Annotated in this window: 19 protein-coding genes; 6 read left to right on the forward strand and 13 right to left on the reverse strand. The window is 73.4% G+C overall.

Going from position 1 to position 20,080, the window contains the following annotated elements; all coding sequences use genetic code 11:
- Positions 1-57 precede the first annotated feature (57 nt).
- Entirely contained in the window at positions 58-693 is a 636-nt protein-coding gene (locus ABD324_RS33360) for a dTMP kinase (protein ID WP_344426522.1), read from the forward strand.
- Between the two features lie 154 nt (positions 694-847).
- Here the strand turns inward: ABD324_RS33360 and ABD324_RS33365 are convergent, their stop codons facing one another.
- Positions 848-1,483 carry a TetR/AcrR family transcriptional regulator gene (locus ABD324_RS33365; protein WP_344426524.1) on the reverse strand — a complete coding sequence of 212 codons (636 nt, stop codon included), beginning with the start codon at positions 1,481-1,483 and terminating at the stop codon, positions 848-850.
- 281 nt (positions 1,484-1,764) lie between these two features.
- Here ABD324_RS33365 and ABD324_RS33370 point away from each other — a divergent pair, with 281 nt between their 5' ends.
- The gene (locus ABD324_RS33370) at positions 1,765-3,891 is read left to right on the forward strand and encodes an acetate--CoA ligase family protein (protein WP_344426527.1); all 2,127 of its coding nucleotides are present in this window, start codon (positions 1,765-1,767) and stop codon (positions 3,889-3,891) included.
- Between the two features lie 83 nt (positions 3,892-3,974).
- On the forward strand, positions 3,975-5,138 hold the full coding sequence (locus ABD324_RS33375; protein WP_344426530.1) for an LLM class flavin-dependent oxidoreductase: 1,164 nt from the start codon (positions 3,975-3,977) through the stop codon (positions 5,136-5,138).
- Positions 5,139-5,284: 146 nt separating this feature from the next.
- Here ABD324_RS33375 and ABD324_RS33380 read toward each other — a convergent pair whose 3' ends face one another.
- From ABD324_RS33380 to ABD324_RS33390, 3 genes are all read right to left on the reverse strand, one after another.
- The gene (locus ABD324_RS33380) at positions 5,285-5,755 is read right to left on the reverse strand and encodes an NUDIX domain-containing protein (protein WP_344426532.1); all 471 of its coding nucleotides are present in this window, start codon (positions 5,753-5,755) and stop codon (positions 5,285-5,287) included.
- An 85-nt stretch (positions 5,756-5,840) separates the two neighbouring features.
- Complete coding sequence (gene ahcY / locus ABD324_RS33385; protein ID WP_344426535.1) at positions 5,841-7,343, reverse strand: adenosylhomocysteinase; 1,503 nt, start codon at positions 7,341-7,343, stop codon at positions 5,841-5,843.
- 259 nt (positions 7,344-7,602) lie between these two features.
- The gene (locus ABD324_RS33390) at positions 7,603-8,880 is read right to left on the reverse strand and encodes a glutamate mutase L (protein ID WP_344426538.1); all 1,278 of its coding nucleotides are present in this window, start codon (positions 8,878-8,880) and stop codon (positions 7,603-7,605) included.
- Between the two features lie 121 nt (positions 8,881-9,001).
- Between ABD324_RS33390 and ABD324_RS33395 the strand changes: the two genes are divergently transcribed.
- A complete protein-coding gene (locus ABD324_RS33395) occupies positions 9,002-10,627 on the forward strand; it encodes a long-chain fatty acid--CoA ligase (protein WP_344426541.1) in 1,626 nt (541 codons plus the stop codon).
- On the opposite strand, the gene ABD324_RS33400 is transcribed toward ABD324_RS33395, so the two are convergent.
- A complete protein-coding gene (locus tag ABD324_RS33400; RefSeq protein ID WP_344426544.1) occupies positions 10,609-11,052 on the reverse strand; it encodes a VOC family protein in 444 nt (147 codons plus the stop codon). The genes ABD324_RS33395 and ABD324_RS33400 overlap by 19 nt on opposite strands.
- Before the next feature lie 54 nt (positions 11,053-11,106).
- On the opposite strand from ABD324_RS33400, the gene ABD324_RS33405 reads away from it, so the two are divergent.
- On the forward strand, positions 11,107-11,742 hold the full coding sequence (locus ABD324_RS33405; protein WP_344426546.1) for a TetR/AcrR family transcriptional regulator: 636 nt from the start codon (positions 11,107-11,109) through the stop codon (positions 11,740-11,742).
- 73 nt (positions 11,743-11,815) lie between these two features.
- Here ABD324_RS33405 and ABD324_RS33410 read toward each other — a convergent pair whose 3' ends face one another.
- On the reverse strand, positions 11,816-12,643 hold the full coding sequence (locus ABD324_RS33410; RefSeq protein ID WP_344426549.1) for a carbon-nitrogen hydrolase family protein: 828 nt from the start codon (positions 12,641-12,643) through the stop codon (positions 11,816-11,818).
- A gap of 181 nt (positions 12,644-12,824) precedes the next feature.
- Positions 12,825-13,925, reverse strand: a complete 1,101-nt coding sequence (gene ald, locus ABD324_RS33415) for an alanine dehydrogenase (protein WP_344426552.1) — start codon at positions 13,923-13,925, stop codon at positions 12,825-12,827.
- A 169-nt stretch (positions 13,926-14,094) separates the two neighbouring features.
- Here ald and ABD324_RS33420 point away from each other — a divergent pair, with 169 nt between their 5' ends.
- Positions 14,095-14,523 carry an Lrp/AsnC family transcriptional regulator gene (locus ABD324_RS33420; RefSeq protein WP_344426554.1) on the forward strand — a complete coding sequence of 143 codons (429 nt, stop codon included), beginning with the start codon at positions 14,095-14,097 and terminating at the stop codon, positions 14,521-14,523.
- Here ABD324_RS33420 and ABD324_RS33425 read toward each other — a convergent pair.
- The 6 genes from ABD324_RS33425 to ABD324_RS33450 form a co-directional block, all read right to left on the reverse strand.
- The gene (locus tag ABD324_RS33425) at positions 14,507-15,445 is read right to left on the reverse strand and encodes a cation diffusion facilitator family transporter (RefSeq protein WP_344426556.1); all 939 of its coding nucleotides are present in this window, start codon (positions 15,443-15,445) and stop codon (positions 14,507-14,509) included. The two genes, ABD324_RS33420 and ABD324_RS33425, sit on opposite strands and share 17 nt — an antisense overlap.
- Before the next feature lie 44 nt (positions 15,446-15,489).
- Positions 15,490-16,701 carry a mannose-6-phosphate isomerase, class I gene (gene manA / locus ABD324_RS33430; RefSeq protein ID WP_344426559.1) on the reverse strand — a complete coding sequence of 404 codons (1,212 nt, stop codon included), beginning with the start codon at positions 16,699-16,701 and terminating at the stop codon, positions 15,490-15,492.
- A 45-nt stretch (positions 16,702-16,746) separates the two neighbouring features.
- Positions 16,747-17,844 carry an SIS domain-containing protein gene (locus ABD324_RS33435; RefSeq protein WP_344426562.1) on the reverse strand — a complete coding sequence of 366 codons (1,098 nt, stop codon included), beginning with the start codon at positions 17,842-17,844 and terminating at the stop codon, positions 16,747-16,749.
- Complete coding sequence (locus tag ABD324_RS33440) at positions 17,841-18,107, reverse strand: Trm112 family protein (protein ID WP_344426565.1); 267 nt, start codon at positions 18,105-18,107, stop codon at positions 17,841-17,843. The genes ABD324_RS33435 and ABD324_RS33440 overlap by 4 nt, the downstream gene beginning before the upstream one ends.
- Before the next feature lie 79 nt (positions 18,108-18,186).
- Positions 18,187-19,551: a phosphomannomutase/phosphoglucomutase gene (locus ABD324_RS33445; RefSeq protein WP_344426568.1), complete on the reverse strand. Its 1,365-nt coding sequence runs from the start codon at positions 19,549-19,551 to the stop codon at positions 18,187-18,189.
- A 97-nt stretch (positions 19,552-19,648) separates the two neighbouring features.
- On the reverse strand, positions 19,649-20,029 hold the full coding sequence (locus tag ABD324_RS33450; protein WP_344426571.1) for a DUF3499 domain-containing protein: 381 nt from the start codon (positions 20,027-20,029) through the stop codon (positions 19,649-19,651).
- Positions 20,030-20,080 lie beyond the last annotated feature (51 nt).

Here is a 20,080-nt window from a genome sequence, read left to right on the forward strand (position 1 = left end):
GCGGCCGAGCCGGGTTCGCCGGCCCGCCACCGGGCGGCACGCTCTAGGCTGCCGCGCGTGGGACGGCTGATCGTGATCGAGGGGCTGGACGGCTCGGGGAAGGCCACGCTCACGAGGGCCCTGGTGGCGGACCTCGAGGCGGGCGGCGCGTCGGTCGCCACCGTCGCCTTCCCCCGCTACGAGGCCGACGTCCACGCCGAGCTGGCCAGGGACGCGCTCTACGGGCGGCTCGGGGATCTCGCGGACTCCGTGCACGGGATGGCGGTGCTGTTCGCGCTGGACCGCCGCGCTGCGGCGCCGGAGCTGCGCGGGCTCGTGAGCAGCCACGACGTCGTGCTCGTGGACCGGTACGTCGCCAGCAACGCGGCGTACAACGCGGCCCGGCTGGGGCAGGACGCGGCGGGCGAGGTCGTGCGGTGGGTGCGCGAGCTGGAGATCGAGCGCTTCGGCATCCCGGTGCCGGACCACCAGCTGCTGCTGGGCACGCCGCGGGAGCTGGCGGCCGAGCGGGCGCGCAGCCGCGCCGAGGCGGACCCCGGCCGGGAACGCGACGCCTACGAGTCCGACGACTCCCTGCAGGAGCGCACCGACGCCGTCTACCGCGAGCTCGCGGCGCGGAGCTGGCTCAGCCCGTGGACCGTCCTGCAGCCGAACACCGAGACGAGGGTTCTCGCAGGTCAGCTGGGCCGGTGAGGCGCGCCCGCTCCCGGTCCGAGCGGGCGGTCCCGATGGAGCACCAGCGCTGCGGACCCACCACGTCGACGCCGGCGGAACACCGATCCCCTCGCCCGCTCATTACGGACAGATCTGGTCTGCAAACGCGGAGACCGCCGAGCCGGCGACGCGGTCAGCCGGGCGGACGCTCGACGGCGTGGGCCGCGTGGAGGACGAAGTCGACGACCGACTCGGCGAACCGCCGTGAGTCCCGCTCGAGGGCCCGCAACGCGTAGCTGGGGGTGGCGAGGTACCGGTTGAGGGTCATGCCGCCGAGGGCGTCGAGCATGAGCAGGCCGTCGACGTCGGGAGGGAGCTCGCCGCGGTCGACCGCGCCCGCGATGATCCTGCGGGCGACGTCGGTGCGCCGCCGCCGGTACCGCTCCATCGCGGTGCCGAACAGCTCCGGATAGGCCTTGGCCTCGACCTGGGCGCGGAGCCGGACCAGCCCGTCGACCGGCCGGAGGTAGTGGGCGAGCTCGCCCTGGACGATCGCGATCAGGTCCTCGCGCAGCGACCCGCGGTGCGTCATCTGGGCGGAGAGCGTCGACGTGATGCTGTCGACGATCAGCTCCTCCTTGGACTCCCAGCGCCGGTAGATCGCGGCCTTGCCCACCTTGGCCCGCGTGGCCACGGCGTGGATGGTGAACCCGGCCCAGCCGGTCTCGGAGTAGACCTCGCGCACGGCGGCGAAGACGCGCTCCTCGATGTCGGGGTCGACAGGGCGACCGACACCGCGTCGGGGCGGCGGTGCCTCGCGGTCGGACACCAGGGACTCCTCCACGGGCTCGGCTCTGTCGCCGCCAACTCTAGGCGGCCCGCCGCCGCGACGACAGCGGGCCCCGCGCGGGCCCGGGCCTCCCCGTGGCGGGAGTTTCGTCAACGGTTCGTCTCTTATTCGTGCCTGGCCGACGGCCGGGTGACCCCTTCTCCCCGTGACGGCACCACAGGCTGCCGACGGGCAGCCGGACGGTTGACGACCGGGCTGCACCCTCCCTAAGATGCCCGATTACAGACAATGTGAGTCTGTAAGTGGGTGGAGGTACAACGGTGTCCGATCACATCGCCCCGGATGCGGGGCCGGCGTCTCTCGCGAGCCTGCTGAACCCGCGCAGCGTCGCGGTCATCGGCGCGTCCGAGCGGTCGGTGTGGTCGAGGTCGGTGGTGCAGAACCTGGGCGGGGCCGGTTTCCCCGGCTCGCTCCACCTGGTCAACCGGCGGGGCGAGACCTGCCACGGCCTCCCGAGTGTCCGCTCGGTCGCCGAGCTCGACCTCGTCCCGGACCTGGCCGTCGTGCTCACCGGCAGCTCGGCGCTGGAGGGGGTGCTCGAGGAGACCCGGGCGAAGGGCATCCGGCATCTCCTCGTCTTCGCCGCCGGGTTGGGAGAGGCCGGGGCCGAGGGCGTGGCGCTCCAGGAGCGCCTGGTCGCGAGCGCACGGGCGAACGGGCAGCTGATCCTCGGCCCCAACAACCTCGGATTCGTCAACGCGCACGAGCGGGTGGTGGCCTTCGGCCAGCCGATCCCGCTCCCGCTGCTCCCCGGCGGCGTCGGGATCGTCAGCCAGAGCGGTGCGCTCGGCATCTACGTGCTCAAGTACATGGTGTCCCGCGGGATCGGGGCGAGCATGTGCGTCACGGTCGGCAACGAGGCGATGATCTCGGGCACCGACGTGCTGGAGCACCTCGTCGAGGACCCCGGCACCCGGGTCGTGGCCCTCTACCTGGAGCAGGTCGGGGACCCGGAGCGGTTCCTGCGCATCGCCCGGCGGGCGACCGAGCTCGGCAAACCGATCGTGCTCTACAAGGCCGGCCGCACCGAGGTCTCGGCCCGGGTCGCGGCGGCGCACACCGGCTCGCTCGTCGGCGACGACCGCGTGGTGAGCGCGGTGTGCGCCCAGTACGGCGTGATCCGGGTGGACACCATCGAGGACCTCGTGACCACGGCCGGGCTGCTCGACTCCTACGGGGGCGTCCCCGGTCCGCGGACCGGCTTCGTGATGGCCTCGGGCGCGATGTGCGCGGTGCTGGCCGACCGTGCCGAGCAGGCCGGCCTGGAGCTCCCGGTGCCGTCGCCGGAGACGGTGGCCGGCATCCGGGCGGCCAACCTCCCGGCCCACGCGGCGATCGACAATCCACTGGACGTGACCGGCCACGTCATGGACGACCCCCAGATCCTGCCGGCGGCGATCGCGCAGTTCCTCGACGACCCGCGGTACGACTCGGTCGTCGTGCTGGGTGACGTCCCGGCGGCGGAGTCCGACCTCCCGCGGGTGGAGTGGCTGTCCAGGTCGATCCTGCGGCTGCGCACGGAGCACACCACCCCGTTGGTGCCGATGCGGTTCCTCCCGGCGGACACCACACCCTTCGGGCGGCAGTGGCAGGAGGAGACGGGGCACCCGCACGTCCCCGACTCGTTCGAGCGCGGCCTGGCCGCCCTGGGGCGCTCGGCCTGGTGGGCGAGGCGCCGCGCGGAGCTCCTCGGGTGCGAGGACCCGCAGCCCGTTCCCGTCGCCCTGCCCGGGGCCGGTGAGCTCTCGGAGGTCGAGGCGGCCGCCCTGCTGCGCGCCCACGGCGTGCCCTACGTCCCCTCGGAGGTCGCCGGTTCGGCCGAGGAGGCGGCGCGGATCGCCGACCGGCTCGGCTTCCCGGTGGCCATGAAGGTCGTGTCCCCCGACATCGCGCACAAGACGGAGGTCGGCGGCGTCCTGCTCGGCATCGGGGACGAGGCGCGGGCGAAGGAGGCGTACACCGAGATCGTGGAGTCCGTCGGCAAGGCGCTGCCCGATGCCCGGGTCCAGGGCGTGGTGGTCTCGCCGATGCGGTCCGGCGGGACCGAGCTCGTGGTCGGCGTGGTCCGGGACCCCCAGTGGGGTCCCGTTCTCGCGGTGGGGTTCGGCGGCGTGCTGGTCGAGATGCTGCGGGACACCGCGGTCCGCCTGCTGCCCGTCGGTGCCGACGACATCCGGGGCATGCTCGCGGAGCTGCGGGGCTACGAGCTGCTCACCGGGTTCCGGGGCCGTCCGGCGGTCGACCTCGACGCGCTGGTGGACGTCATCGCGGCCGTGGCCCGGATCGGGAGCGAGGTCGACGAGGTCGAGGTCAACCCGCTCGTCGTCGACGCGGACCGGATCGAGGCCCTCGACGTCCTGCTGACCCTGCGCGCCCCCACCGGCTGACGGCCGGTCTCCCGCCCTGCCGCAGCTCGCGCCCCCGGCGGCGGGCGCACACCGGTGCAGCACCCAGATCGGAGATCACCACGATGGCCAGGCTTCGGTTCGGCACCTTCCTCGCACCGGTCCACGCGCCGGGCAGGAACCCGACGGTCCTGCTCGAACGCGACCTGGAACTCGTCGAGCACCTGGACCGCCTGGACTACGACGAGGCGTGGTTCGGCGAGCACCACTCGGCCGGCTCGGAGATCTACGCCTCCCCGGAGATCATGATCGCCGCCGCCGCCCAGCGGACCCGGCGGATCAAGCTCGGGACCGGTGTGACGTCCATCTCCTACCACAACCCTCTGTGGGTGGCCGACCGCATGGTCCTGCTGGACCACCTGACCCGCGGCCGGACCATGTTCGGCGTCGGACCGGGGTCGCTGCCCACCGACTCGGCGATGATCGGGCTGAACCCCACCGAGACCCGCGAGCTCCTCGAGGAGAACCTCGACATCATCCTGCGCCTCTTCCGGGGCGAGACGGTGACGGCGACGACCAGGACCCACGAGCTGTTCGACGCGCGGCTGCAGCTGCGCCCCTACTCCGACCCGCTGTTCGACATCGCCGTCGCCGCCGTCGCCTCGCCGACCGGCGCACGGCTCGCGGGCCGGCACGGGCTGGGCCTGCTCAGCATCGGCGCCACCGTGGGCGCCCGCGGGTTCGACGTCCTCGCCCATCACTGGAAGGTCCTCACCGACTGCGCCGCGGCCGCCGGCACCGAGGTCGACCGCTCGTCCTGGCGGCTGGTGAGCCCGTTCCACCTCGCGGAGACCGAGGAGCAGGCGCGGCGCGAGGTCGAGCACGGGATCGAGCACTGGTTCTCGTACTTCCAGGAGGTCGCGGCGTTCCCGCAGATGTCGGTGTCCGGCAACGACCTCGCCGAGATGATCGAGTTCATCAACACCTCCGGCGCCGGCGTGATCGGGACGCCGGAGCAGGCTCGCGCGCAGGTGCAGCGGCTCGTGGACCAGTCCCGCGGCGGCTTCGGCACGCTGCTGCTGATGGGGCACGACTGGGCGTCCCCGGAGGCGACGAAGCGGTCGTTCGAGCTGTTCGCGTCCGACGTCGCTCCGCACTTCCAGGGGCAGGCCGAACCGACCCTCACCGCGGCACGCCGGGCGAGCGAGGTCCGGGACGACCTCTCGAAGACCCAGCTCGACGCCATCGCCACCATGACGGCCAAGTACGAGGCCGAGAAGGAAGGCTGAGCGCTCGACGCTGGCGTCCACCGTCACCGCGGCCGGGAACACAATGGCCGTGGAGTCGGATCGCGCACGGCGCGGCGTGGGTCAGGCCGGATCCGTGCCCGGAGCGAACGGGGCGACGGCCGAGACCGGTCGGGGCACCCGACCGGTCAGAGGGCCTCGACGATCGGCCACGTGTGGGCGAAGCCGGGGTGCAGGGTGGGTCCCTCGGCGGTGCCCAGCAGGGCCGCGGGGAACCAGCGGAACTCCACGCTCTCGCCGCCGCGGATCGCGACGGGAAGGGCCTCGGCGGCCTCGACCACGACGGTGGTGTAGCTCCAGCCGCCGTGGTCGTCGACGAACCGGGCCGTCTCGACCAGGGGGGCGACGTCGAGGACGGACTCCTCGGTCGCCTCGCGGCGCGCCGCCTCCTCGGCGGACTCGCCGTGGTGCCGGGCGCCGCCGGGGACGCCCCAGGTGCCGCCGTGGTGGCTCCACAGGGCCCGGTGCTGCAGCAGCACCAGATCCCCCGAGCGCACCAGGAGGCCGGCCGCCCCGTAGACGCCCCAGTGCTTGTGCCCCTGGGCGCAGTACTGCCAGCCGTCACCGCTCGCGGAGTCCGGGAGCGGGGCGGCGGTCATCAGGCGAGATTAGCCCGACGACCGCCGCTCCTACCAGGGAATGAGACCGAGCACCGGAACGCGGTGCCGAAGCTCGGGCCGGAGCTCAGTAGCGGTAGTGCTCCGGCTTGAACGGGCCCTCGACGTCCACGCCGATGTACTCGGCCTGGTCCTTCGTGAGCTTCGTCAGCTCGCCGCCCAGCGCCAGCACGTGGATCTTCGCGACCTTCTCGTCGAGGATCTTCGGCAGGCGGTAGACGTCGTTGTTGTACTCCTCGTGCTTGGTGAACAGCTCGACCTGCGCGATCACCTGGTTCGAGAAGCTGTTGCTCATCACGAAGGACGGGTGGCCCGTCGCGTTGCCGAGGTTCATCAGGCGCCCCTCGGACAGCACGATGATGGTGTGCCCGTCCGGGAACACCCACTCGTCGACCTGCGGCTTGATGTTGATCTTGATGATGCCCGGGATGCGGCCCAGCCCGGCCATGTCGATCTCGTTGTCGAAGTGGCCGACGTTGCCCAGGATCGCCTGGTGCTTCATCCGCTTCATCAGGTCGGTGGTGATGATGTCCTTGTTGCCGGTCGTCGTGATGACGATGTCGGCGGTCTGGATGACGTCCTCGATGCGGGCGACCTGGTAGCCCTGCAGCAGCGCCTGCAGCGCGCAGATCGGGTCCACCTCGGCCACGATGACGCGGGCGCCCTGGCCCTTGAGGGCCTCGGCCGAGCCCTTGCCGACGTCGCCGAAGCCGGCGACGACCGCGACCTTGCCGCCGATCAGCACGTCCGTCGCCCGGTTGATGCCGTCGACCAGCGAGTGCCGGATGCCGTAGACGTTGTCGAACTTGCTCTTGGTGACCGAGTCGTTGACGTTGATCGCCGGGAACAGCAGCTCGCCCTGCTCGGCCAGCTGGTAGAGGCGGTGGACGCCGGTGGTGGTCTCCTCGGTGACGCCGAGGATGCCGTCGGCGATGCCCGTCCACTTCTGCGGGCTGGCGGCCAGGCTGCGGCGCAGGGTGTCGAGGATGATCCGGTACTCGTCGGCGACGGTGAGGTCGTCGTCGTCGACGGTCGGGACCGCGCCCGCCGCCTCGAACTCCTTGCCCTTGTGCACGAGCAGGGTGGCGTCGCCGCCGTCGTCGAGGATCATGTTGGGGCCGACCGTGTTGCCGGCCTCGTCACGGAAGTCGAACAGCCGCTCGGTGGCCCACCAGTACTCCTCCAGCGTCTCGCCCTTCCAGGCGAAGACGGGGACGCCCCGGGGCTCCTCGGGGGTGCCGTGCGGGCCGACGACGATCGCGGCGGCGGCGTGGTCCTGGGTGGAGAAGATGTTGCAGGACACCCAGCGCACGTCCGCGCCGAGGGACACCAGGGTCTCGATGAGCACCGCGGTCTGCACGGTCATGTGCAGCGAGCCGGCGACGCGGGCGCCGTGCAGCGGCCGGGCCTCGGCGTACTCGCGGCGCAGCTCCATCAGACCCGGCATCTCGTTCTCGGCGAGCCGGATCTCCTTGCGGCCGAACTCGTGCAGGCCCAGGTCGGCCACGGCGAAGTCGATCCCGTTGCGCTCCTGCAGCTTGCCCGTGGGGTCGGTGATGCTGGCGGTCATTGCGGTCAGAACTCCCTGTACTGGACGGAACCGGGATCGGCGGGCGCCGGGGCATCCGGTACGAGGGTGTGATCGCGCGACACGGATACCTCCTCCCGATGGGATGGAGGCGCCCTTCTCGTCGTGGTGGCCGGGGACCGAGCGTGGCGGACGGGAACGTCCGCTGCAGCGCCTCTCGGATCCGGCGGTCGTGCGGGTCCAGGATGGCACGGGTCGGGGCCCGCCATCAACGTGGGCTGCGCCCCGGACGGCACGGCTCCTATCCCAGCAGGTGGTCCTTGAGGAGCGACTCGGCCGCGGCGGCACGGTCGTGGGCGGCCAGCAGGCCCGCGGGGGCCACGACGAAGTCCGAGTCCACCAGCACCGTGGAGTCCTGCAGCACCGGGGCCAGCACCGGATCCCCCCGCAACGTCCCGACCAGGGCGCCGATCCCGGCGGCGTCCCGCTGGCGGAACACCCCGCCGGCGAGCACGACCAGCCCGAGCGGCCCCACCCCCTCGTCCCGCAGGTGGCGGCGGGCCGCGACGACGGCGGCGAGCGCGGCCACCCGGCGGTCCTCCGCCGCGCTCCCCGCGTCCTTCGGCACGAACCCGACCTCGGTGACCATGCGCTGCACCGTCGCGCTGAGCAGGTCCGCCTCGACGGGATCGACGATCTCCTCGGCCTGGGCCTCGACCAGCACGCCCTCGGCGGCGGCGCGCATCCCGAGGTCGCCCTCGACGGTGCGGCGCGCCCGCACCCCCGGCCCGGCCGAGTGGACGTCGGTGGTGGCGCAGCCGACGTCGACCAGCAGGACGCCGGTGCCGCAGATCCGGGCGAGCTCCGCGGTGCCGCGGTGGACGGCCTCGGGCGTCATCACCCGGGCCATCCGGCGGAAGCGGGGCGCCACGAGCGGCCCGCCGGGTCCCCGGCCGCCCACGACGTGCCGGGCGAACACCTCCGCGAGCGCCGCCCGGGCGGCGCCCGGGACCAGCACCCCCGTGGCCGGGGAGACGTTGTCGCAGGCCACGACCGTGCGGCCGGTGGCGCGGAGCAGGGCGAGCGCGTCCTGCCGGGCGGCCGAGTTGCCCGCCAGCACGATCGGCGAGCGCACGCGGGCCCGGGCGAGCTTGCCGGCGTTGTGCAGCAGGACGGTGGGATCGTCGCCGTCGGCGCCCCCGGTGAGCAGCACCGCGCCGGGGCGGTGCCCGCGCAGCACCCGCACGTCCGGCGGTTCGAGCGGGCCGGCGTGCACGTGCACCACGTGCGCGCCCGCCGAACGGGCGACCCCGTAGCCGGCCTCGGTGGCCGCCAGCCGCTCGGTGCCGACCACCGCGAGCCGCAGCCCGCCCCCGGCCGACGAACAGGCCAGCACGTCCGGGGGGTCCGCGGTGCCGGACGCGGCGGTCACGGCGCGCACCGCGGCGTCGACCCCCGCGAGCACGTCCTCGGGGGTCGTCGGGTGCTCGGCGAACCCGGCCAGCCCGCCGTCCGGGGCGATCAGGACGGCCTTGGTCCACGTGGAGCCCACGTCGAGGCAGACCGCGGCTCCCGTCATGAACGCGGAGCCTACCGGCGGTGACGCTGCGCAGTCGCGGGTTCGCACCGACGATCTGTCCGGTTCCGCTCCCGGCCGGTAGGTTCCGGAGTGATCCGGACCACGCGCCTCGGGAGCAACGATGCTCGGACTCATGCAGGACCGTCCCCTGTCCCTCACCCACGTGTTCCACCGTGCGGAGCGGCTCTTCGGCCACAAGCGGATCGTCACGGGACAGGCCGGCGGTGAGCGGGAGACGACGATCGCGGACTGGGCGGTGCGGGTGCGCCGCCTCGCCACCGTGTTCGACACCCTCGGCCTGTCGGCGGACGCGCGGGTCGGCACGTTCTGCTGGAACACCGACCGCCACCTGGAGCTCTACCTGGCGGCGCCCTGCACCGGCCGGGTGCTGCACACGCTGAACATCCGGCTGTTCCCCGAGCAGCTCGTCTACATCGCGAACCACGCCGAGGACGAGATCGTCTTCGTGGACCGGTCCCTGCTGCCGCTGCTCTGGCCGCTGGTGGACCAGATGACGACGGTGCGGACGGTCGTCGTGATCGACGACGGCGCCGACGCCGCGATCCCCGACGACCCCCGGATCCGAGACTACGAGGAGCTGCTCGCGGCGGCCGAACCCTTCGCCGGGACTTTTCACATCGACGACGAGAACAGCGCCGCCGCCATGTGCTACACGTCCGGGACCACGGGCAACCCGAAGGGCGTGGTCTACAGCCACCGCTCGGCGGTGCTGCACTCGCTGGTCACCCTGACCGCGGACGCGTTCGGCCTCGCCGAGCGCGACATCGTGCTCCCGGTCGTCCCGATGTTCCACGCGAACGCCTGGGGGCTGCCCTACGGCGCGCTGCTCGCCGGCGCCGAGCTCGTCTTCCCCGGGCCGAACATGACCCCGGCGGCGATCGCCGAGCAGCTCGCACGACACCGGGTCACGGTCACCGGAGGAGTCCCCACCATCTGGATGGGGATGCGCCCGCTGCTGGCCCAGCACGACCTCTCGGCGCTGCGCGCGATCCTCTGCGGTGGCTCCGCCGTGCCGCGGGCGCTCTCGGAGGCCTACCGCGAGGCCATCGGGATCCCGATGCTGCACGCCTGGGGCATGACCGAGACCTCGCCGATCGCCTCGATCTCCTCGGGGCGCTCGCACCAGGACGCCTGGACCGAGGACGAGCGGGCCGACGCCCGCGCCCGCCAGGGCCAGCCCGCCCCCCTCGTCGACCTGCGGATCGCCGATCCCGAGTCGGGACAGGAGCTGCCGTGGGACGACGAGGCCACCGGCGAGCTGCAGGCCGCGGGCCCGTGGATCGCGCGGGAGTACTACCGCGGCGAGGGCGGCGGCACCCAGTTCACCGAGGACGGCTGGCTGCGGACCGGCGACGTGGCCGCCGTCGACCGCTGGGGGTACGTGCGCCTGGTCGACCGGACGAAGGACCTGGTCAAGTCCGGCGGCGAGTGGATCAGCTCGGTCGACCTGGAGAACGAGATCATGGCCCACCCCGCGGTCGAGGAGGCCGCGGTGATCGCGATCCCGCACGAGAAGTGGACCGAACGGCCGCTGGCCTGCGTGGTGGTGAAGGAGGGACGGTCGCTCACGGGTGAGGAGCTGATCGAGTTCCTGACCCCGCGGGTGGCGAAGTGGTGGCTCCCGGACGCGGTGGAGTTCATCGACGAGGTGCCGAAGACGAGCGTCGGCAAGTTCTCGAAGCGGACCCTGCGGGAGAAGTTCGGGGACTACACGCTGCCGTCCTGAGCGATGCGCCCGTAGCCCTCGCGGCCCGCCTGGTCGAGGCCGTGCCGCTCGTCGGTGTAGAGGTGGATCTCGTGGCCGTCGGCGTCGTGGAGCACCACGAGCCAGCCGACGGTCGCGTCGATGACCGGTGAGTGCGGCACGCCCAGGGCGTCGAGGTGCGCGGCCCACTCCTCGATGCCGGCGCGGTCGGCCACACCGAGCAGCAGCTCCAGGCCGGGCTGACTGTGCGCCTCCTCCGTCTCGCGCAGCGCGATGCCCACCCCACCGCAGCCCGGCAGGGCGCCGGCCACGCCGCGGACCACGCCGTCGGCGTCCGGGAACTCGAGCTCGGACTCGAACCCGAACACGCGCCGGTACCAGTCCAGACTCTTCGGCAGGTCCGCCACCGGCAGCTTGAACCCGCGGACCCTCGTCAGCTCCGGCATGACACTCCTTTGTGCAGCATCTATAGTGCATCGAATGCGTGGAGAGTGCAGCAGGTGACGGGCGAGGTCAAGAGGGCATATCGGTCACCGCTGCGCGCGGAGTCGGCCCGGCGCACCCGGGCCTCCGTCCGCGAGGCGGCCACCGCGCTCTTCGTCGCGCAGGGGTATGTCCGCACCACGGTCAAGGAGATCGCCGCCGCGGCCGGGGTCGCACTGCGCACGGTGCACACCGCCTATCCCGGCGGCAAGATCGAGATCTTCCACGAGGCGCTCGACGTGGCCACGGCGGGCGACGAGGCGGCGATCGCCGTGATCGACCGACCGGAGGTCCGGGAGTCCCTCGCCGACCCGGACCGCCTGATCGCGGACCTGGCGCGGCACGGCACGGCGCTGCTCGGGCGGGCGGGACCGCTGCTCGCGGCCTGCGTCGGCTCGGCCGGGGCGGACCCGGAGATGGCGGAGCTGAACGAGCTCGGCGCCCGCACCATGGCCGCGGACATGCGACGGGTGGCCGAGGCCCTCGACGGGCACGGCCTGCTCGCCGTCCCGGTCGACGAGGCCGCGGACGTCCTGTTCGCGCTGTGCAGCCCGATGCTCCACGACCTGCTGGTGGGCCGCCGCTCCTGGACCGCGGAGCGCTACGAGACCTGGCTCGCCCGCGCTCTGCGCCTCCTCCTCACGCCGAGATGAACCTCAGGGCTGTTTCCGACCCCCGAAATGTGCCTGACGTTCATCTCGGCCGGGGGCGGTGGGAGCGGCCCCGTCAGCGGTAGGCGTCGGGGCGGCGTTCGGTGAGGTGGGAGAGGCGGCGGCGGACCGTGCCCAGGCTCGCCTCGACGTCCACCTCGGCCACCGCCAGGCCCGCCTTGGCCCAGGTCCGGGCCAGGATCTCGCCGTCCGGGCCGACCACCTTGGCCTGGCCGAGGAAGCGCATCCGGCCCATCGACCCCGTCTGGTTCGACGACACCAGCACCACCTGGTTCTCGGCCGCGCGCGAGCGGTCGTAGAGGTCGAAGAGCTTGGACTGGCGGTCCTCCGCCATCCGCGGGGCGCGGTTGGTGATGCTGGTGGGCCAGGCGGACAGGCAGGCGATCACGGTGGCGCCGTCGAGCGCGAGGGTGCGGGCGGACTCGGGGAAGGTCTTGTCGTAGTCGACGAGCATGCCCAGCCGGCCGAGCGGGGTGTCGAACGCCCCGAACGCGTTCCCGGCTCCGTAGACCCGGTCCTCGCCGGCGGGCAGGTGGACCTTGCGGTGCAGGCCCAGCAGGCCGGACCCGCTCACGCAGGCCGCGGTGTTGTACCGCTCCCCCGCCGGGCCCGCCTCGCAGAACCCCACGCAGACGACCATGTCCCCGGCCAGGTCGGCCAGCTTCCGCAGCTCCGGGCCGTCCGTCTCCAGCGCGGGCGGGAGCTCGGCCGGGTCGAGATCGGTGAAGTCCGTGAGGTACCCGCCGAGTGCGGCGTGCGGCAGCACGAGCAGGTTCACCGACTCCCGGCGGGCGTGCTCGACCAGCGTGCCGACGCGGGCGAGCGAGGCCTCGAGGTCCCGGCCGAACGCGGCGGCGACGGCGCCGATCCTGATCGCCCCCACCGGCCCTCCCGTCGTCCACGAACACCGGGCAGCCTACGACGGGCCGGTTTCCGCCGGATTTCTCCCGGCGACCCGTCCCCGGCGCGACGGCTCCGCGTGAGGCGCCCTCCGGTCGTCTCCGCAGGTCAGAGCCGGGTGTGGGCCCCGGTGACCCCAGCGGGGACACCGGGGCCCACAGGGGTCAGAGCCGGCGGAAGGGCAGGGCGTGGGCCGCGGCGACCTCGGCGTTGGTCAGCTCGCCGGCGACCGTGGAGAGGCCACCGGCCAGGGCCGGGTCCGCCGCCACGGCGTCGGACCAGCCCAGGTCCGCCAGCTTCAGCGCGTACGGGAGGGTCACGCTGGTGAGGGCATGGGTGGAGGTGTGCGGGACCGCGCCGGGCATGTTGGCCACGCAGTAGAACACCGTGTCGTGGACCCGGAAGGTCGGGTCGGCGTGGGTGGTCGGGTGGGTGTCGGCGAAGCAGCCGCCCTGGTCCACCGCGATGTCGACGAGCACGGCGCCCGGCTTCATGCGTCCCACGAGCTCGTTCGAGACCAGCGTCGGGGCCTTGGCCCCCGGCACCAGGACGGCGCCGATGACGAGATCGGCGTCGAGCACGGCCTGCTCCACGGCGAACGCGGTGGAGTGCACGGTCCCGACGCGGCCCTGGTACTGCGCGTCGATCCGGCGCAGGGCGTCCACGTTGAGGTCCAGCACGGTCACCCGCGCGCCCATGCCGACCGCGATCTGCACGGCGTGCGAGCCGGAGACACCGGCGCCCAGCACGACGACGTGCGCGCGGGGCGCCCCGGGGACGCCGCCCATCAGCACTCCGCGCCCGCCACCGGCGCTCATCAGGTGGTACGCGCCGACCTGGGGCGCGAGCCGGCCCGCGACCTCGCTCATCGGGGCGAGCAGGGGCAGCCGGCCGTCGGCCGTGCGGACGGTCTCGTACGCGATCGCGGTGGTGCCCGCGGCCAGCAGCGCGTCGGTGCAGGCGCGGGAGGCGGCGAGGTGCAGGTAGGTGAAGAGCGTGAGGTCGCCGCGCAGCCGGTGGTACTCGGACTCGACGGGCTCCTTGACCTTGAGCACCATCTCGCCGGCGGCCCAGACCTCGTCCGCCGTGCCGAGCAGCTCGGCGCCGGCGGCCTTGAACTCCTGGTCGGTGATGGACGACCCGAGACCGGCGCCCTGCTCGACGATCACGTCGTGACCGTGGCGGACCAGCTCGTGCACCCCCGCCGGGGTCAGCGCGACCCGGAACTCGTTGTCCTTGACCTCGCGCGGGACCGCAATACGCATCGAACGTCCTCTTCCTCGACTGTGGTGCCACCAGTATCGAAGAAACAGCGCTCGTGCTGCCATCGTTCCGCACAATATTCTGTACCCTGCCCGTGTGAGCGCAGATTCGTCGTCAAGCTCCCCCGTTCGGGCCGATCGGCCGAACGATCCACGGACCCCGCTGGACGGGGTGGACCGCAAGATCCTCGCGGAGCTCGAACGGGACGCCCGGATACCCAACAACGCGCTCGCCGACCGCGTCGGCGTCGCCCCGTCCACGTGCCTCACCCGGGTCCGCGCGCTCGTGCAGCGCGGCGTGATCCGCGGCTTCCACGCCGACGTCGATCCCGCCGCCACCGGGCGGCCGCTGCAGGCGATGGTGTCCATCCGGCTGCAGGCCGCGGCGCGGCGGCGGATGCGGGAGTTCGAGGCGGTGGTGACCCGGCTGCCCGAGGTGCGGGACTGCTTCTTCCTGGCCGGGGTGGACGACTACCTGCTGCACGTGGCCACGGCGGACTCCGCGGCCCTGCGGGACTTCGTGGTGGCGCTCAACTCGCGCGACGAGGTGGCCAACACCCAGACCAGCCTCATCTTCGAGCAGGTCAGGAGGCAGGCGTGACCGATCCGTCCACGCTGCGGTCGAAGTCCGGCTCCAGGTAGATCACCCGGGCGTCCGGCACGGCGGCACGCACCCGCGCCTCGGCCTCGTCGATCGCGGTGGCCACGACCTCCACCGGCGAGCCCGGCGTCAGCGCCAGCTTGGCGGCCACGAGGAGCTCCTCGGGGCCGAGGTACTGCGTCTTGATGTGGATGACGCGCTGGATCTGCGCGCCCTCCTCGAGCTTCGCGACGATCGTCGACAGGACCGGGGCGGTGGCGCCCTCGCCGATCAGCAGGCTCTTCATCTCGACGATCAGGATGATCGCGATGACGCCGAGCAGCGCGCCGATGCAGATGGTGCCCACGCCGTCCCAGACCGGGTTGCCGGTGAGCACGGTCAGCCCGACGCCGGCCAGGGCGAGGACCAGGCCGAGCAGCGCCCCCGAGTCCTCCAGCAGCACGACCGGCAGCTCGGGCACCTTCGCCTGGCGGATGAACTGCCACCACGTGCCGTTGCCCTTGAGCGGGCGGGACTCGTGGATCGCCGTGCGGAACGAGTAGCCCTCCAGCAGGATCGCGACCACGAGGATGATCACCGCGACCAGCGGCGAGGACAGGGCCTCGGGATGCTGCACCTTGTGGATGCCCTCGTAGAGGGCGAACACCGAGCCGAGGGTGAACAGCAGCAGCGCCACGACGAACGAGTAGAAGTAGCGGTCCCGCCCGTAGCCGAACGGGTGCTCCGCGGTGGCCTGGCGCTTGGCGGTGCGCCCGCCGAGCAGCAGCAGGCCCTGGTTCGCGGTGTCGGCCACCGAGTGCACCGCCTCGGCCAGCATCGACGACGAGCCGGTCACGAGGAAGCCCACGAACTTCGCGACCGCGATCCCCGCATTCGCGGCGAGCGCCGCGATGATCGCCCTGGTACCGCCGCCTGCCGACACGCCGCCCCCGAAAAGTCCGATTCGGTTTACCGGCGGAAGAGTATCTACAACCCGTCGCTGGCGAGGTGCAGGGTCGTCCCGGGGGCCGCGCTCTCCACCTCGACGCCGGTGTCGGTGGCCCCGAGGAACAGCGAGGCGCCCTTCGGCAGCTCCAGCACGCGCTCCCCCGCGCGGACGCAGGACTTGCCGCCGGTCGACAGGAGGATCCGCGGGCCGCCGTCCGGGACCGGGAGCCGGCCCGTCAGCCCGTCCGGCGCGGACCAGCTGCGCAGCAGGAACTCCGACGCCGGGGTGTCGTAGCGCAGCCACCCGCCCTCGGGCCGGCCGGCGTGCACCGGCGGCGGGCCCGCGGTGAAGTCCAGGACCCGCAGCAGCTCCGGGACGTCGACGTGCTTGGGCGTGAGCCCGCCGCGCAGCACGTTGTCCGAGTTCGCCATCAGCTCGACGCCGGCGCCGGCGAGGTAGGCGTGCAGGTTGCCGGCGGAGAGGTAGAGGGCCTCGCCGGGCGCGAGGACGACCCGGTTGAGCAGCAGCGCGGCCAGCACACCGGCGTCGCCGGGATAGCGCTCGGAGAGCTCGAGCGCCGTGCGGGCCTCGCGCGCCCACTCGCCGTCCGTCCCCGCCAGGCTGATCGCGCCGCGCTGCACGGCCGGCACCAGCCCGTCGAGCAGCGACTGCGGCAGCGTGATCCACGTGGTGAACAGCGCGCGCAGCCCGTCCGGACCGGGCTGGGCGGCGAGCAGCTCGACGTAAGGGGCCAGCTCGGGGACGTCCAGGGCACGCAGCAGCGCGATCGTCTCCACCGGGTCCCGGAACCCGACGAGCGCGTGGAACTCGGTGAGCGCGCAGATCAGCTCGGGCTTGTGGTTGGCGTCGCGGTAGTTGCGGTCCGAGGCGTCGACCGGGATGCCGGTGGCGTTCTCCCGGGCGAAGCCGGCCTGCGCCTGCTCCAGGCTCGGATGGGCCTGCAGGCTCAGCGGCTCGTCGGCCGCCAGCACCTTCAGCAGGAACGGCAGGGTGCCCGACCAACGGGTGCGGCGCTCCTCCCCGAGCAACGCCGGATCACCGGACAGCGCCTCGAGCAGCGACGTCCGGCTACCGTCCTCCCGGACGAGCCGGGAGGGATCGCCGGGATGGGCGCCGAGCCACATCTCGGCCTGCGGGTGCGGTGACGGCACCGGCTGGCCGAGCAGCTCCGCGATGACCGTGCGCGACCCCCACGCGTACGGGCGCACCGGGTTCTCCAGCAGCTCCAACCCACGTCCTTCCCTACGCCCCGCTCCCCCGCGGGGCTGGACCCGCTAGGCGGGTTCGATGGTGCGGGTCGCCAGACCCAGGTAGATCGCGGCGGCGTCGAGCCGGTTCACCAGCAGCGCCGCGCGCAGCAACGGTGCGTCCCGGGTGCCGCGGGCGATCTCGTCGACCGGGTGCGCCAGGTCCGCGGGCCACCCGCGGCCGGTCCGGCGCACGGCGACCTGCCCGGGATCCTCCTCGGCGGTCGCCAGCAGCACGACGCGCGGCGGCGGCGCCTCGGCACCGGCCGGATCGTCGAACGGGTCCCGGAAGATGTCGTCCGGCCGGTCGGCCTGGTCGATCGCGCGGCGCAGCCCCAGCGCGGTGGCGGCCTGCGCGATGTCCGCGGCGTGCGCGACGACCCCGGCGTGCGTGGCCAGGGCCGTGGCCCCGTGCCCGGCGACGGCGGTGGCCGGGCGGTCGGCGCCCCACAGCAGCGGGGTGTGCTCGGCCAGGCGCAGGGCGAGGGTCTTGGCCGGGTTCATGAACGGCTCGTGGCCGGGCTGGTTGCGCTCGGCCTCGGCGTCGAGCGCGTCGGCCAGCGGGTCCAGGGCGGGGTCCAGGCCGCCGGGCCACAGGCCGAGCGCGGAGACGACGCGGAGACCGACCGCGAGCGCGCGCGGCAGGTCGAGTGCGGGCGGGACGGGGATCCGCGGCTCCACGAGCAGCGCGCGACCGGCGCCGGCGGAGGCCACCGGCCCGTCCGAGGGGGCCGAGAGGACCAGCTCGGCGCCGCGCGCGACCGCGCGGGCCAGGGACTCGGCCAGCTCGACGTCCGCCTGGTCCGCGGTGTGGGCCACGACGACGTCGAGCGGCCCGATCCAGCCCGGCACCAGGTCCGCGACGACGATCGGGACCGGGCACAGGGGCCCGAGCAGGGCGGAGACGATCTCGGCGGCGGCGCCCGACGATCCCGGACGGCGGACGAACACCAGGGCCCGGGGGCGCTGGCCCTCGAGCCGCGCCACGCCCGCCTCGGTGGCCGCCTGCGCGGCCGAGCGGACCTGGGCGCCGGCCGTCGCCGCCGAGCGCAGCACGCCGGCGGTGTCCACCGCCGCGAGCGCGGCGGGATCGGCCAGGAGGGTGTCGTCGAGCACCGCGTTCACCGGCTCGCGGGTGCCGGGTCGTCGGGGAGGCCCGCCTCCGAGCCGCCGGGGAGGCCCGCCTCCGAGCCGCCGGGGAGGCCCGCCTCCGAGCTGCCGGGGACCCGTGCCTCGTCCAGCAGCAGCACCGGGATGCCGTCCACGAGCGGGTACGCCCGTCCGCAGGAGGTGCAGACCAGCTCGTCACCCTCGGTCCGCAGAGGAGCGTGGTCCTCCGACGGGCAGGCCAGGATCTCGAGCAACTGGGGGTCGAGCGGTGCGGGCACGGTTCTCCTCATCTCGCCGTATCGATGCTGCCAGGGTCCGCGCCCGGGCGCCGGGTCCGTCCGGGCTACCCGGCGGACGTCAGGCCCGCACGATCGCCAGGACGTCGTCGCGCAGAGTGGCGACGGCCGCGGCGCTCGCGGCCTCCACGTTGAGCCGCAGCAGCGGTTCGGTGTTGGAGGCGCGCAGGTTGAACCACGATCCGTCCGGCAGCGAGACGGTCAGGCCGTCGAGCTCGTCGAACTCGGCCTGCGGGTAGGCGGCCCTCACCGCGGCCACCCGCTCCGCCTGGTCGGCAACCGTCGAGTTGATCTCCCCGCTCGCCGAGTACCGCTCGTAGGCCTCCATCAGCTCCGACAGCGGACGCTCCTGCTCGCCGAGCGCGGCCAGCACGTGCAGCGCCGCGAGCATGCCGGAGTCGGCCTTCCAGAAGTCCTTGAAGTAGTAGTGCGCGGAGTGCTCGCCGCCGAAGACCGCGCCCGTGTCGGCCATCGTCTGCTTGATGAACGAGTGCCCCACCCGGGTGCGCACCGGCTCGCCGCCGTGCTCCCGGACGATCTCCGGCACGGCCTTCGACGTGATCAGGTTGTGGATGATCGTGCCGCCGGGCGACTTGGCCAGCTCACGGACGGCGACCAGCCCGGTGATCGCGCTGGGGCTGACGGGCTCGCCCCGCTCGTCGACGACGAAGCAACGGTCCGCGTCGCCGTCGAACGCCAGGCCGAGGTCCGCGCCCTCCGCGACGACGGCCTTTTGCAGGTCGACGAGGTTCGCCGGATCGAGGGGGTTGGCCTCGTGGTTGGGGAAGGTGCCGTCGAGCTCGAAGAACAGCGGCACCGCGGTGACCAGGTCGGCGAGCACCACGGGGACGGTGTAGCCGCCCATGCCGTTGCCGGCGTCGACCACGACCTTGAGCGGCCGGATCCCGGTGAGGTCGACGAGCCGGCGCAGGTAGGCGGCGTACTCCTCGACCATCGCCTGCTGCCGCACGGCCCCGGTGCCGGAACCCACCGTCACGCCCTTCTCGACGGCCTCGCGGATCGCCGAGAGCCCGGTGTCCTGCCCGATCGGGGTGGCACCGGCGCGGCAGAGCTTGATGCCGTTGTACTTCGCCGGGTTGTGGCTCGCGGTGAACATCGCGCCCGGGACGTCGAGGCGGCCCGCGGCGAAGTAGAGCATGTCCGTGCTGGCCAGGCCGATGTCGACGACGTCGATCCCCTCGCCGGTGACCCCCTCGGCGAACGCGGCGGCCAGGCCGGGGCTCGAGTCCCGCATGTCGTAGCCGACGGCGACGGTCGAGACCTCACCCTCGCCGCGGAGCAGCTGGGCGAACGCGGCCCCGATCTCGCGCACGAGCGCGGCGTCGATCTGCTCGCCCACGACCCCGCGAACGTCGTAGGCCTTGATCACCGCGGAGAGATCACGCTCGCGTGTGGAGTCCGACACGGGAGGGAACCCTAGCGGGCGCCACCCCACCGGTGGGCGCCGGTTCCGCTCCGGTGACCCTCGCCGGGGCGCCGCTGGGCGATCCCCCGGTGGTCGGCTAGTCGTCCGCCGGGGTGGGCAGGACGCGCAGATGACCGCGACGGCCCGTCTCGACGCCGGGACCCGCGGTCACCGTCACCCCACCCACGGCCTCGATCGCCCGGTCCACGCGGCCCGCCTCGCGGACGGCCTCGGCGAGCGCGGTCAGGTCGTCGCCCGTGTGCTGCGGGGGCGCGAACTCCCCCTCGAACCGCACGACCTCCCAGCCCCGCGGGGCGGTGAGCCCGTGCGCGTGGTGGGTGCACAGGTCGTACGTGTGCGGCTCGGCCTGCGTGGCCAGCGGACCCACGACCGCCGTCGAATCGGCGTAGACGTAGGTGAGAGTGGCCACCGCGAGCTCGGTGCAGCCGCTCCGCGAACACCTCCGGACACTCAGCACGCCCCCGACGATAGCCCCCCGGGCGAGCAGTTCGCGGCTGCGACGCGCGGC

It is taken from the genome of Pseudonocardia ailaonensis (assembly GCF_039531635.1).
GTDB lineage: Bacteria > Actinomycetota > Actinomycetes > Mycobacteriales > Pseudonocardiaceae > Pseudonocardia > Pseudonocardia ailaonensis.